General features: G+C 44.3%; 10 protein-coding genes. 5 read left to right on the top strand and 5 right to left on the bottom strand.

What is annotated here, in order from left to right; translation table 11 throughout:
• Positions 1 to 67 precede the first annotated feature (67 nt).
• Positions 68 to 907, top strand: a complete 840-nt coding sequence (gene fadR, locus ACED53_RS01200) for a fatty acid metabolism transcriptional regulator FadR (RefSeq protein WP_009848622.1) — start codon at positions 68 to 70, stop codon at positions 905 to 907.
• A 141-nt stretch (positions 908 to 1,048) separates the two neighbouring features.
• Here fadR and ACED53_RS01195 read toward each other — a convergent pair whose 3' ends face one another.
• A complete protein-coding gene (locus ACED53_RS01195) occupies positions 1,049 to 1,528 on the bottom strand; it encodes a DUF1456 family protein (protein WP_017099465.1) in 480 nt (159 codons plus the stop codon).
• Between the two features lie 220 nt (positions 1,529 to 1,748).
• Positions 1,749 to 3,809 carry a methionine--tRNA ligase gene (gene metG / locus ACED53_RS01190; protein ID WP_017099464.1) on the bottom strand — a complete coding sequence of 687 codons (2,061 nt, stop codon included), beginning with the start codon at positions 3,807 to 3,809 and terminating at the stop codon, positions 1,749 to 1,751.
• Between the two features lie 158 nt (positions 3,810 to 3,967).
• On the opposite strand from metG, the gene apbC reads away from it, so the two are divergent.
• The 3 genes from apbC (at position 3,968) to ACED53_RS01175 (ending at position 8,211) form a co-directional block, all read left to right on the top strand.
• Positions 3,968 to 5,044 carry an iron-sulfur cluster carrier protein ApbC gene (gene apbC, locus ACED53_RS01185; RefSeq protein WP_017099463.1) on the top strand — a complete coding sequence of 359 codons (1,077 nt, stop codon included), beginning with the start codon at positions 3,968 to 3,970 and terminating at the stop codon, positions 5,042 to 5,044.
• Positions 5,045 to 5,300: 256 nt separating this feature from the next.
• A complete protein-coding gene (gene udk, locus ACED53_RS01180; protein ID WP_004734002.1) occupies positions 5,301 to 5,942 on the top strand; it encodes a uridine kinase in 642 nt (213 codons plus the stop codon).
• A 106-nt stretch (positions 5,943 to 6,048) separates the two neighbouring features.
• Positions 6,049 to 8,211, top strand: a complete 2,163-nt coding sequence (locus tag ACED53_RS01175; protein ID WP_017099462.1) for an AsmA family protein — start codon at positions 6,049 to 6,051, stop codon at positions 8,209 to 8,211.
• Between the two features lie 227 nt (positions 8,212 to 8,438).
• On the opposite strand, the gene cobO is transcribed toward ACED53_RS01175, so the two are convergent.
• Positions 8,439 to 9,044 carry a cob(I)yrinic acid a,c-diamide adenosyltransferase gene (gene cobO / locus ACED53_RS01170; protein WP_029224060.1) on the bottom strand — a complete coding sequence of 202 codons (606 nt, stop codon included), beginning with the start codon at positions 9,042 to 9,044 and terminating at the stop codon, positions 8,439 to 8,441.
• An 84-nt stretch (positions 9,045 to 9,128) separates the two neighbouring features.
• Between cobO and ACED53_RS01165 the strand changes: the two genes are divergently transcribed.
• On the top strand, positions 9,129 to 9,578 hold the full coding sequence (locus ACED53_RS01165; protein ID WP_012603561.1) for a low molecular weight protein-tyrosine-phosphatase: 450 nt from the start codon (positions 9,129 to 9,131) through the stop codon (positions 9,576 to 9,578).
• A gap of 110 nt (positions 9,579 to 9,688) precedes the next feature.
• Here the strand turns inward: ACED53_RS01165 and ACED53_RS01160 are convergent, their stop codons facing one another.
• Both ACED53_RS01160 and rne read right to left on the bottom strand, forming a co-directional pair.
• Positions 9,689 to 11,236 (bottom strand): SulP family inorganic anion transporter, encoded by a 1,548-nt coding sequence (locus tag ACED53_RS01160; RefSeq protein ID WP_009848614.1) that lies wholly within the window; start codon positions 11,234 to 11,236, stop codon positions 9,689 to 9,691.
• A gap of 261 nt (positions 11,237 to 11,497) precedes the next feature.
• Positions 11,498 to 14,602 carry a ribonuclease E gene (gene rne / locus ACED53_RS01155; RefSeq protein WP_017099460.1) on the bottom strand — a complete coding sequence of 1,035 codons (3,105 nt, stop codon included), beginning with the start codon at positions 14,600 to 14,602 and terminating at the stop codon, positions 11,498 to 11,500.
• Positions 14,603 to 14,783: the final 181 nt, after the last annotated feature.

Raw genomic sequence — 14,783 nt, 5'->3', positions numbered from 1 at the left:
GCAGGGTGTTAACTAGTGGTATGATGAGTAAATTAGAACAAAATAATTAAATTGGATTGAAGTGTAGATGGTCATTAAGGCAAAGAGCCCGGCAGGATTTGCAGAAAAGTATATCATTGAAAGTATTTGGAATGGCCGTTTCGCTCCAGGTTCTATCTTGCCCGCAGAGCGTGAGCTTTCTGAGCTGATTGGTGTTACACGTACTACGCTTCGTGAAGTACTTCAGCGTCTTGCTCGTGATGGTTGGTTGACAATCCAACACGGTAAGCCAACTAAAGTTAATCAGTTTATGGAAACGTCAGGTCTTCATATCCTTGATACATTAATGACGTTGGACGTTGATAACGCAAGTAAAATGGTAGAAGACCTGCTTGCTGCTCGTACTAACATCAGCCCTATCTTTATGCGTTATGCATTCAAAGCAAATAAAGAGGCTTCAGAGCGTACGATTACTAACGTAATTGAATCTTGTGAATCTTTACTTGCGGCACCTACTTGGGATGAATTCTTAGAATCGTCGCCATATGCTGACAAGATCAAACAATCGGTGAAAGAAGACGTAGAAAAAGATGAAGCGAAGCGTCAAACGATCTTAATTGCTAAAACTTTTAACTTCTACGATTACATGCTTTTCCAACGTTTAGCATTCCATTCAGGTAACCAAATTTATGGCCTGATCTTCAATGGTGTTCGTAAGTTGTACGACCGTGTTGGCAGCTACTACTTCTCTAACCCAGAAGCTCGTCGTTTAGCCATGGAGTTCTACAAAAACTTGTTTGTTATTTGTGAAAGCGGTGAGCGTGAGAATTTACCACTTGTGATTCGTAACTACGGTATCGCAAGCGCACAGATTTGGAACGAGATGAAGACAACGTTACCGACAAACTTTACTGAAGACGACAGCTAAGTCTTTTCATAAAAGTATTGTTCGGTTGTTTTACTTATTGAGTAAACGACGTAAAGAAACGAAAAAGCGGCGAGATAATCAAATTATCTCGCCGCTTTTTATTTATTGATAGTTGGTGAAAACGTATCAATAGGCAGTAACTTACCCTGCAAACTCTTCTGAGTCTGGACGGTTAGTAAATTGCACGCCATTTAGAAAATCGCAAAGTAGTTGGTCTTCACATACTTTGTAGTTCTTGTTCTCTGGCTTACGGAAGTAGGCACCAATCTCGTACTTACTTAGGCTGATGCCTACCACTTCTAATATATCTAATACATCTTCTGCTTTCATGTTCAACGCAATACGCAGCTTCATGAAAATCATGTTGTTAGTCAGAGCAACTTCAGGTTTAGGTTGAACACCTTCTTTTTTGCCACGCTTAATATTGATAAAACCATTTAGGAATACCGCTAACTCTTTATCGTTCATCTTAGAGCATGACTTGTCGTTGTCGTCTTTTAGCCAATTAATCACTTGGTCATGAGCAACGGTCACATCAGCTTGCTCGATAGCTTTAATGATCTGTGCATTTTTAAGGTTTAGCGCGTGTTGAATACGACGCAAGATTTCGTTGTTAGTCACTGGGGATTCCTAAAAAGGGTTTGAAGAGTAAAAGGTGTTGGTTAGCCCGTTATTGTCGGCAAACAAATTTCTACTCTACATAGCATAGTTGACGGCGACTCTAACAGAGAACGCTTATTTTCGGTAGATATAAAAAATCCCCAATGCTTATCAACTCATTCAAGTTAAAAGTGCATTAGGGATTTCGCTATGAGTGCTTGTTATCTGACTGAAGCCAGAGCTACATTACACGCATGCCAGGTTGAGCACCTTCGTGTGGTTCAAGGATCCACAAGTCACTGCCACCAGGACCAGCAGCTAAGATCATGCCTTCAGACATACCAAACTTCATCTTACGAGGTTTTAGGTTGGCTACCATTACAGTTAGCTTGCCTTCTAGCTCTTCAGGTTTGTATGCTGACTTGATACCAGAGAATACTTGGCGAGTTTCACCACCGATGTCCAGTTGGAACTTCAGTAGCTTGTTCGCTTTTGGTACTTCTTCACATGAGATAATACGAGCAATACGCATATCGACTGCTGCAAAGGCATCGAATTCAATCTCGTCTGCGATTGGCTCTTTGTCTAGCTCAGTTTGGCTTGCTTGCTCTTTTTCAGCTTCTGCTTTTTCTTTCGCAGCGGCTTCTGCGGCTGCATCTTCTTTAGAAGACTCGATCATTGCTTCTACTTTCTTCGGATCAATACGGCTAAACAACGCCTTGAACTTAGTGATTTCGTGATCAGTTAGCGGAGTAGCAATCGCTTCCCACGTAAGCTCTTCGTTTAGGAAAGCCTCAGTGCGAGCCGCAAGCTCTGGCATAACGGGTTTAAGGTAAGCCATTAGCACGCGGAATAGGTTAATACCGACAGAAGAAACTTCTTGAAGCTCTTTCTCTTTACCTTCTTCTTTTGCAAGAACCCAAGGTGCTTTTTCGTCGATGTACTGGTTAGCTTTATCAGCTAGTGCAGTAATTTCACGGATAGCGCGGCTGAACTCACGAGTTTCGTATAGCTGACCGATACGCTCAGCAGCAGCAACGAATTCGTTGTATAGCTCAGGTTCTGCAAATTCAGCAGCAAGTTTGCCTTCAAAACGCTTCGTGATGAAGCCAGCGTTACGAGACGCTAGGTTAACAATCTTGTTTACTACATCCGCGTTTACACGTTGAGTGAAGTCTTCAAGGTTAAGGTCAAGGTCATCGATACGGCTGTTTAGCTTAGCAGCGTAGTAGTAGCGTAGACACTCAGGGTCTAGGTGATTTAAGTACGTACTTGCTTTGATGAATGTGCCTTTCGACTTAGACATTTTCGCACCGTTCACCGTTACGTAGCCGTGTACGAATACGTTGTTTGGCTTACGGAAACCAGCGCCTTCAAGCATTGCAGGCCAGAATAGGCTGTGGAAGTAAACGATGTCTTTACCGATGAAGTGGTAAAGCTCAGTTGTGCTGTCTTTCTTCCAGTATTCGTCAAAGTTGAGATCGTCGCGCTTATCACATAGGTTCTTGAAAGAAGCCATGTAGCCAACAGGAGCGTCTAGCCAAACGTAGAAAAATTTGTTTTTCTCGCCTGGGATTTCGAAACCGAAGTAAGGTGCATCACGTGAGATATCCCACTGTTGCAGGCCAGACTCGAACCATTCCTGCATTTTGTTTGCAGTTTCATTCTGTAGAGAGCCAGAACGAGTCCACTCTTTTAGCATGCTTTCGAACTGAGGCAGATCGAAGAAGAAGTGCTCAGAATCTTTCATTACTGGAGTTGCGCCAGAAACCGCTGATTTAGGGCTAATTAGCTCAGTTGGGCTGTATGTCTCACCACAGTTATCACAGTTATCACCATACTGGTCTTCTGACTTACACTTAGGGCAAGTACCTTTTACGAAGCGGTCTGGTAGGAACATCTCTTTCTCAGGATCGAAAAGCTGAGAAATAGTACGGCTAGAAATGAAGCCGTTCTTTTTAAGTTCTAGATAGATGTGAGAAGCCAGTTCACGGTTCTCTTCACTATGTGTGCTGTGGTAGTTATCAAAGCTGATATCAAAGCCAGCGAAGTCTTTTTGGTGCTCTTCACTAACAGCAGCGATCATCTCTTCTGGCGTGATACCCATCTGTTGAGCTTTAAGCATAATTGGCGTGCCGTGAGCATCGTCAGCACAGATGAAGTTTACAGTGTTGCCACGTAGACGCTGGTATCGAACCCAGATATCAGCTTGGATATGCTCAAGCATATGACCAAGGTGAATAGAGCCGTTAGCGTACGGAAGCGCACAAGTTACCAAAAGTTGTCTTGGATCAGTTGCCATACTTAATAATTCGCTTTTTTGATAGGTATAAATTTTGAGAGGTAATACTACTTTATAACGTGTGATACGCCAAGTTATCAGACAAAGGATTCCCCTAGTTTTTTAGGGGTTCAGTCTTCATCTCGTGGGTGATAGCATAAATAAAAAAAGGAGCCCCAATGCGTAACTTTACTTCTAAGCAAGATTTCTGTTCATGGCTGAATGAGTTCGAGTCACCAATTCTCATCCCAGAGTGGGCGCTACACCAAAATATTGTATCGGTTGATCCGCGTGGATCATTCATTATTACTTTACCCTTTGCTGCTAATCAGCTCGCAATTGAACTGGAACAGTGGGTCCACTCCCAGATTGAACAGCAACTTGTTAGTGCTTTTCAGTTTGAAGTACAAGTGAAGCCGTCTGCGCTAGAAACAACAGTCGCGACACCTTTGAAGGGCGTTAAGAACATTATCGCCGTGACGTCGGCAAAGGGTGGGGTGGGTAAATCGACTACTTCTGTAAACCTTGCGCTTGCGTTATCTAAGTCAGGTTCAAAAGTGGGCTTGTTGGATGCGGATATCTACGGTCCATCTGTGCCTATGATGCTTGGTCAGCTAGACGCAAAACCAGAAGTACAGAATAACAAATGGATGATGCCAATCGAAGCGCACGGCATTTTTACGCATTCTATCGGTTACCTTGTATCAAAAGATGATGCAGCTATCTGGCGTGGTCCAATGGCGGCGAAAGCATTAGGTCAGCTTGTTAACGAAACCGTATGGCCAGAGTTGGATTACCTTGTTATCGACATGCCACCGGGCACGGGTGATATTCAGTTAACGCTTTCGCAGCAGATCCCAGTGACGGGCGCGGTTGTGGTGACCACCCCTCAAGATTTGGCATTAGCCGATGCGCGTAAAGGTGTGGCGATGTTTGATAAAGTGAGCGTGCCAGTGGCAGGCTTAGTGGAAAACATGAGCTACCATATCTGTAGCCACTGTGGCGAGAAAGAGCATATCTTTGGCGCTGGTGGCGCGGAAGCCATGTCAGAAGAGTTTTACCTCGATATCTTAGCGCAAATCCCGCTGCACATTGATGTACGTGAAGATATTGATGCAGGTTGCCCAACCGTTATACGTCGTCCAGATAGTGAACACACGCGTCATTACTTAGAGCTTGCTGAGAATGTGGCTGCGAAGATGTTCTGGACGGGAAAAGCGAGACCAGAGGCGATTAACTTCTCGATGGTTGAATAGCAATGGCTGATCACAAAGGTGTGTAAATCATGTTTGGGTGAGATAAACAACGGTTGGATTAAGTGGATAGCCATAGGGCTTGTGCACATAGTTGTATTTAAGTTATTTGAAAGCAAACGATTGTTTTAAGTAAATGTATTGAGATCATCAATTTGACTGCAATTAGCTAACATCGCGACTAGAATCTATATGCTTTAGCCCCTATAATCAGGCGGTTTATCTCTTCCCACCACCAAACCATATCGGGTGCAAATTAATGTCTGATAATAATCAATGTGTCATCGTAGGTATCGCTGGCGCTTCAGCTTCAGGAAAAAGCCTGATCGCGAGTACGATTTATAATGAGCTGCGCGAAAAAGTAGGCGACCATCAAATTGGTGTTATCACGGAAGATTGCTATTACAGCGACCAAAGTCACTTGAGTATGGAAGAGCGAGTTAAAACTAACTACGACCACCCAAATGCACTAGATCATGACCTTTTATGCGAACATCTACAGCAGCTAATGAGTGGCAATGCCGTGGAAGTTCCTGAATACAGCTACACAGAGCACACACGCACTTCTGAAACGACTACACTTACTCCTAAGAAAGTGATCATTTTAGAAGGTATTCTGCTTCTGACAGACCCGCGTCTTCGTAAACTAATGCACGCAAGCGTATTTATGGATACACCGTTGGACATCTGTCTACTACGTCGTGTTAAGCGTGATGTAGAAGAGCGTGGTCGAACAATGGATACGGTACTTAAACAATACCAAGAAACAGTACGCCCAATGTTCATGCAGTTTATCGAGCCTTCAAAACAACATGCAGACATCATCGTTCCTCGTGGTGGTAAAAACCGTATTGCGATTGATGTTCTAAAAGCGCATATTGCGAAGTTGTTGAAGTCTTAATCGAATAAAATTTTGCCTAAGTGACTCACTTAGCTTTATTTTTTACCGAATCAGTGGCACTTTTATAGTGCCACTTTCTTTTGGAATCTAAGCAAGGAATATGCGGATGAAGAAACTACTCATTTTCATAGCTGTACCACTGTTTGTTGTCGTTGCAGCAACTCTGGCACTAGTGCTGTTAGTGAATCCCAACCAATTTAAGCCATTAATTGTCGAACAAGCCCAAAAACACACAGGCCTAGAGCTCGTGATCGAGGGTGATATCAGTTGGCAATTCTTCCCATCTATTGGCTTCGAACTTGGTCAAACTGAATTACGTAACCCTGAAGGGTTCACTCAACCAAACCTGTTTAAGGTTGATACGGTTGGCGTTGATGTTTCGGTTACTCCGCTATTTAGCAATCAACTAGAGATCGGCAATATCACTCTAGATGGTGCAGAATTTTATTTAGAAACGCTTAAAGATGGTCGCAAGAACATCGATGCGCTCACACAAGTGTCTGCTCCTAAGGAGTCTGAACCTGCAGCGGATACAAGTTCTGAAGCAACACCGGCGCCTCAAGAGCAAACTTCTACAGACACATCTGGCTGGACGATCAATCTTGCAGGTGTAACTGTCTCAAACGCATTGTTTGAGATGGACGACAAGCAAGCAGGTTCATTCACTAAGCTATACGATGTGTCTTTGAGTCTTTCTGAGTTTGCCGTTGATACATGGACGACCGCGACGTTTGCGGCTTCTGGTGAAAACAACCAACAGAAGTTCTCTGCAAATGGCAGTGCTGAATTCAAATTAGCGGAAGGCTTTGCAAGCTACGCATTACGAAATATTGACCTTAATGCGAAGTTCAATGATCCAGCAACGTCGATCGAGTCAGCGAAGATTGGCTTAAATACGTTTGAGTTCGATAAGGTTAACCAATTGACTTATGCGGTGATTGGTAATGCTGCTGGTCTTGACCTTGATCTTAAAGGTGGCGGTGACTTAACTGTCGATAGCGCGATCTCAAAAGTTACACTAAACAAGTTAACATTAGACTCAACATTCAAAGGTGAAACGCTTCCTCAATCACCAATGAAAGTGGATATGCTGTCTGACTTAAGCTTTGATCTAACTAAGAGTCACTTGAGCTTTGTGCTAGAGAAGCTGCAAGCTAACGCTATCGCACTAGACGGTAAAGCGGACATCACTTTATCTGAAATACCAAAGGTTCGTTTTTCTCTTCATAGCCCGAACATCGATTTAGATGAGTTTTTAGGCCTAGGTAATACATCAGAAACAGCGAGTGCTGCGCCTTCTGATTCTGCTGGTGGCTCAACTTCAAATACTACAGCTTCTTCGACGTCAAGTTCAGATAACTCGGCTCCTGCGAAAGAAGTAGAACCTGATCTGTCAGCTCTGAAAACGCTCGATGTGAAAGGTCATATCACAATCGATAAGTTCAAGGCGAACAACGCAAAAATGCAGAACGTGAAAACTGCGTTCTTAGTTAACCGTGGTATCGCAGATCTGACATCGTTTACCTCGAATCTTTACCAAGGCTCTATCTCGGCAACAGCACGATTAGATGCACGCAAGACGCCTGCGACTTACACGGCTAAGAAAAAGATTAAAGGCGTAAAAGTACAACCGTTACTGGTTGACGTAGCGAACAACGATACGCTGGAAGGTACCGGTAATATCGATGTTAACGTTAAAGGTAAGAGCTTGACGCCAACAGGAATCAAGAAGAACTTGGTAGGTACTATTGCGATTGACTTTGAAGATGGTGCGGTTAATGGCATCAACATCGCGCAACTGATTAGAGAAAACTACGCTAAGATCAAAGGCGAAAAAGTCGAAAGCAAAGATGAGTCTCAAAAGACAGATTTTAGTGCAATGAAAGCAACACTCAAGGTTGATAAAGGTTGGGTTTCAACGAACGACTTATCGGCACAGTCGCCTCTTTTACGCGTGACAGGTCAAGGTAAAGCAAACTTCATCAATGAAACGGTCGACTTCCTGGTTCGCACGTCAATTGTTGGTTCGCTTGAAGGCCAGGGTGGTAAGAGCATTGATGATCTCAAAGATGTGACGATTCCAATTAAGGTAACCGGCCAGTGGGCTGACCCGAAATTTGGGCTTGTTTTTGATGATGTGTTGAAACAGAAAGCTGAAAAAGAGATTGATCGCGGTATTAAGAAACTTGAAGAAAAATACGGTGACAAGATCAAAGATGAGAAAACTAGAGATGCAGTCAATGGTTTACTCAAAGGCTTGTTTAACTAATCGCCATTTTAAATAAATAGCATATAAATAGCGCCATTCCTTATTACGAGGAATGGCGCTTTTGTTTGGCTGCCGATAATACCCAAGAGAGATTCCCTATGAAGCTCGCCCCTCGCATTAGGGAATGACGATAGGTATTAGTGCCTTGTTCAAGGGCGTGACAGTCTAGTGGTCGTCATCCTCGAGAGGGAAGAATGACCGAGTCGGGGATCTCTGGTTGAATGCAATTACCAGTCAACGCCTTGCAGAGCTTTAACACCAGATTCAAAAGCGTGTTTAACGTTACGAACTTCAGACACGGTATCGGCCATGTCCGTTAAAGTTCGATGCGCTCCACGGCCTGTGATGATCACTGATTGCATTTTAGGGCGGTTATTCAGAGCTTCTACCACTTCATCCAATTCAATGTAGCCATAGCTCACCATGTACGTCAGCTCATCAAACAGAATTACATCAATCGACTCATCAGCTAGCATGCGTTGGCACTCTTTCCATACGCGCTGTGCGGCTTCAATATCTTTCGCCTTATTTTGAGTTTCCCAAGTAAAGCCTGTACCCATCACTTGGAACTCTACATCGAGTTTTTGAAGAACGTTCTTTTCACCGTTATCCCAGGTTCCCTTTACAAACTGAGCAACGGCACATTTCTTACCGTGACCGACTGCACGTGTAATCGTACCGAAACCTGATGTCGATTTCCCTTTCCCGTTGCCAGTAATAACCAATAACAGTCCTTTCACTTCTTGCGCTGCTGCAACACGTGCATCGACTTGCTCTTTTACTTTCTGTTGTCTTGCTTTGTGGCGTTGTTCTTTGTTGTCTTCGGTCGACATAACAAATCCTTTTAAGTTGTGATTACGCCTATCATAGCCTAACTTAACGATAGCAAAAACCATCGGAAGAACAGGTGATTACGGATGAAAAAGATACTCGTGGTTTGTATGGGGAATATTTGTCGTTCGCCAACAGGTGAAGCGGTGCTGAGAAAGAAAGCTCAGCAGATGGATATTAATGTAACGGTCGACTCCGCTGGGACGATTGGCTTTCATCAAGGCAATGCGCCAGACTCACGTTCAAAATCAGCAGGAGAGAAGCGCGGCTACAGCTTTAAAGGGATTACCTCTCGTAAAGTGGTAGATAATGACTTCGAAGAGTTTGACCTGATACTTGCGGCAGACAAGGAGAATTTAGATGACTTAGTGAGCCAGTGTCCAGTTCACCTCCAATACAAGCTCGCGTTATTTTTGAGTTTTGGAGAGTCACAATATCAAGAAATTCCCGATCCTTATTATGGTGAGGGGAATGGCTTTGAATTAGTGTTGGATTTAATCGAAGAGTCGAGCGAAGCGATACTGCGTTCAATATAGTGTAGAGGCTGTGTTCTTGGAGGGTGATAAAGTATCAAGGTTCATCGATATAAAAAAGGCCGACATTGAATGTCGGCCTTTCTAAATCTAGCTTTAAGCTATGACTAAGCTTACTTAGACATTACTTTGTAGATTGGGTCTTCTGCAACGTTCGCTTCAACTAAGCTACCCGCTTTGTGCAGCATAGCAACACAGTCTTGGCTTAGGTGGCGAAGGTGAAGTGTTTTACCTAGTGCCGCGTAACGGTCAGCAATCGTGTCGATCGCTTCAATAGCAGAGTGGTCAGTAACGCGTGAGTTTGCGAAATCAACGATAACATCTTGTGGATCGTTGTATGAGTCAAACAACTCAAGGAAGTTAGCGGTTGAACCAAAGAAGATTGGACCGTTAACTTTGTACTCTTTAGAGCCTTCAGCGTTAACCGATGTGTCTGCGTAGATGTGCTTAGCATGTTGCCATGCAAACATTAGTGCAGAAGCAACAACACCCACACCAACTGCTACCGCAAGGTCTGTTAGTACTGTAACTACAGTTACAAGAACGATAACGAAGAAGTCTTGCTTAGGAACGCGACGTGCCAACTTGAAGGTTGCCCATTCAAACGTACCGATAACAACCATGAACATTACGCCCACAAGTGCTGCTAGAGGAATCATTTCAATCAGTGCAGAGCCGAACAGGATGAACATCAGTAGTGCAACTGCCGCTACGATACCTGAAAGACGACCACGACCACCTGAGTTTACGTTGATCATCGATTGACCGATCATCGCACAACCACCCATCGCGCCAAATACTGAACACGTCACGTTCGCCATACCTTGACCAACACATTCACGGTTAGATTGACCACGAGTGTTTGTCATTTCGTCTAGTACGGTTAGCGTTAGTAGTGATTCGATTAGACCAATCGCAGCAAGAATCACTGCGTAAGGCAGGATGATGTATAGCGTTTCTAGGCTAAACGGTACTGCTGGAATAGAGAATGTTGGTAGAGAGCCCGCTAGTGTTGCAGCTTCGTCACCAGACATAGTGCGTAGGAAATCAACAACAGTGCGAGTTTCAAGATCAAGGCCTACAACCAAAGCTGTTACTGTAACAATAGCAACCAATGAAGATGGTACTGCTGTTGTTAGCTTAGGTAGGAAGTGGATGATAGCCATTGTAAGGGCTACTAGACCTAGCATTAGTGTCATTTGACCGCTTGGTAACCAAGTTAAGGCACCTGTTACGTCTGGCGCTTTAAATTGTCCAAGCTGCGCTAAGAAGATAACGATCGCTAAACCGTTCACGAAACCAATCATTACTGGGTGTGGAACGATACGGATAAATTTACCTAGCTTGAATACACCCGCTGCAATTTGAAGAAGGCCGGCTAGCATAACTGCCGCAAAGAGGTATTGAACGCCATGGGTTGCTACTAGGCTAACCATTACAACAGCCATTGCGCCAGTTGCACCAGAAATCATACCTGGACGACCGCCGAAGACAGAAGTGATTAAACCTACGATGAATGCTGCGTAAAGACCAACCATTGGGTCAACGCCTGCAACAAAGGCGAATGCTACGGCTTCAGGTACCAGAGCTAAGGCTACGGTAAGACCTGAAAGCACATCATTTTTTACAGAGTGCTTTGAAAATTGTGGGAATTCGAACATGTTTGCTCAGCTATGCTTAAAATGGGTTTACCGACACGAATGTATTGCGTAGCCAAACAGTGATGAAAAAGAGCGGCAATAGCTAAGTGTCGAAAATATAAGTGCGCGAATGCTACCCAAAAATGTGATTAAGTTCAAGGTTGAACCCTATTTTGAGTAATATATCTATTATAACTAATCGGAACTGTGGATATAAAAAAAGGGCGACTTATGAATAAGTCGCCCTTAGATAGTTCTCTGCAGATTACTCTGCGAAGCTCATTAGTATTGAGGTTTAGTCATGCCTGCGCCGGCTTTATTTGACGCTGCTTGGCTACCTGCACCTTTCGATACAAAACGCTCAGTACGGAATGGAGCCGCAACAACTTGAATCTCTTTGATCTCTTGAGGACCAGGAGCTTTAGTCATTGGTGAACCTGCTTGTTTTTTAGCAACAGCGGCCTTTGGTGCCGCTTTAGGAGCTTCTGCTTTTACCACAGGAGCTTCTTCTACTTTTACACTTTCAGCTTTAGGTGCTTCAGCTTCAACAACTGGTGTTGCTTCTACTTGCACAGCTTCTGCTACAACAGGCGATTCAACTTTCGCAGTTTCAGCAATCACTGGAGTTTCAACTTTCTCAGTTTCAACTACCGCAGGAGCTTCAGTTACCTGAGTTTCAACGACAGTTCCAGCTTCTTCACGGCGGATAATGACTTTACCCATCGCAAGTTCAGGACATGCAAAGCCGCCAGCAATAGCTGTGTTACTTTGTGGTGCCGTCTCTTGAGCTACGTTTTGCTCCTGTACAGCAACTTGAGTTTCAACTGCTACTTGAACTTCAGCCACTTCAGGTTTTGCCTGATTATGGTGAGGTTTTGGAATGAAGCGAGGCATCACTTTACCCATAGCCATCTCTGGAGAAGCTACACCACCTTTACGTAGGCGGAATGGGTTAGGACGACGATCACGACCGCGACGACGACGTTGACCACTTGCACGTAGGTGACGTGGAGAACGACGGTTGCGACGTTGCTTCGGCTCTTCCTGTTCTGTTTGTTCATCAGCGTTTGCTTGAGTTGCTTCTACTTGTTCCGCAACTTTTTGCTCTTGAGCTACTGATTGTTCTTTCGCAATAGACTGTTCTTTAGCAACAGCAGACTCATTTGACGAGTTTTCTGAAGCTTCAGCTTGTTGGTCTTTAATACGAACTTGTTTGTTCAGTTTACGACGCTGACGACGCTCTTTAATCTTAGCTGCTTTCGCTTCTGGCTTAGCCTTAGGCGCTTCTAGTTTATCAGCTTGAGCTTCTGCCGCTAGCTGTAGACCTTCTTCTGCTAATTTAGATGGTGCTAGCTCTTCGCGTTGCTTCTGCTCATCACGTGACTTATTGCGACGGTCTTGCTTAGGCTTACGAGGCTGGCGATTTTGCTGTGGAGCAGTTTCTTTCTGCTCTTCAGGTTTCTCATCACGAACTGGTTTACGACGGCGTTTGTTGTCACGGTTTTCGTTACGATTGTCACCACGCTCACCACGTTGGTTACGACGACGGTTATCGTTACGATCACGGCGTTGACGGTTGCCGTTGTTGCGATTGTTCTTAGGTTTCTCTTCTTGCTTCTCTTCTTCTTTTTTCTCTTCTTGAGTTGAAGAGCCAAATAAGAAGCTACCGATAGCTTTGAAGAAACGACCAACTAAACCTGGTTCTTGAGTCGCTGCTGATTCAGCTTTTTTCTCTTCTACAGCTTTAGGTGCTGGAGCTGGAGTCGGTGCTGATTGAGCAGGAGCTGCGAAGCCTTTAAGAGCTGGCTCTTCGATCTTCTTAGGACGAATAGTCTGTTCTGCAGGCTCTTTGCTTTCTGCTTCTTTTAGAGCTTCTAGCTTGGTAGGCAGCAAGTAAGACAGTAGGTCGAACTCTTCACCTTCACGAACACGGATAACCTCAAAGTGCGGTGTTTCCATGTCAGAGTTAGGAACTACAGTGATCTTAACTTCTTGGTTCTTCTCGATGTGGTTTACTGAGCGACGTTTTTCGTTCAATAGGTAAGAAGCGATAGGAACAGGGACTACAGCAAGAACTTGCGCAGTGTTGTCTTTTAGAGCTTCTTCTTCGATCAGACGTAGAACAGATAGTGCTAGAGATTCGTTATCACGAACAACACCAGTACCTGTACAACGAGGACAAATGTGGTGGCTTGCTTCTGCTAGTGATGGACTCAAACGTTGACGAGACATCTCTAGAAGACCAAAGCGAGAAATACGACCAATCTGAACACGTGCGCGATCTAAACGAACGGCATCACGTAGACGGCTTTCTACTTCGCGTTGGTGGCGAACCGGAGTCATATCGATAAAGTCGATAACAACAAGACCACCTAGGTCACGTAGACGTAATTGACGTGCAATTTCATCGGCTGCTTCTAGGTTAGTGTTAAGTGCTGTTTCTTCGATATCGCCGCCCTTTGTTGCACGAGCAGAGTTGATATCGATAGAAGTCAGAGCTTCTGTTGGGTCGATTACGATAGAACCACCAGATGGAAGACGAACTTCACGTTGGAAAGCAGATTCGATCTGGCTTTCAATCTGGTAATGGCTGAATAGTGGTACTTCACCATCGTATTTCTTAACGCGATTCATGAAATCTGGGCGTATTAATTGAATGTGCGCTTGTGCACGTTCAAAAATAGTATTGCTGTCGATTAGAATCTCGCCAATATCACGACGTAGATAGTCACGAATCGCACGAACGATAACGTTACTTTCTTGGTGAATAAGGAAAGGAGCTGCATTTGAATCAGAAGCTTGCTTGATAGCGCCCCAGTGATTCAATAGAACGTTCAAGTCCCACTCTAGCTCTTCTGCACTTTTGCCTACACCCGCTGTACGCACAATTAAGCCCATACCTTGAGGAAGCTCAAGAGTGCTTAATGCTGCTTTCAGTTGAGTGCGTTCATCACCTTCGATACGACGAGAAATACCGCCAGCGCGAGGGTTATTTGGCATAAGAACTAAGTAACTACCCGCCAAAGAGATGAAAGTTGTCAGTGCAGCGCCTTTGCTACCACGTTCTTCTTTCTCAACTTGTACGATTACTTCTTGTCCTTCTCTTAGCACTTCTTTAATGCTAGGACGGCCTTGGTATGTATAACCTTCAGGGAAGTATTCGCGGGCAATTTCTTTAAGAGGGAGGAAACCGTGACGTTCTGCGCCGTAATCAACAAATGCCGCTTCTAGGCTTGGTTCAATACGGGTAATACGTCCTTTGTAGATATTCGCTTTCTTTGATTCGTGACCTGGACTTTCGATATCTAGATCGAACAGTCGCTGGCCATCAACCAAAGCGACACGCAACTCTTCTTTTTGAGTTGCGTTAATTAACATTCTTTTCATTTAGAAATTCTCATTGTCTTTTCTTATTTTCATCATTGGTCTTATCGCTTTAGTTCGTTTCTCATGGTGCCAGATCCCATGGCTTTATCGGTGCAGCCTCCCGGCTGGAGAGGGATGCTCTGGGGCACGTCAGTCATCATAGGGAGTTAGCCTATGATCCGCGATGTGGCGGTGAATACTC

Source organism: Vibrio sp. 1F169, from assembly GCF_041439605.1.
GTDB lineage: Bacteria > Pseudomonadota > Gammaproteobacteria > Enterobacterales > Vibrionaceae > Vibrio > Vibrio tasmaniensis_A.
The sequence above is the reverse complement of the archived record's forward strand: the minus strand, read 5'-3'. Positions and strand labels throughout refer to the sequence as shown.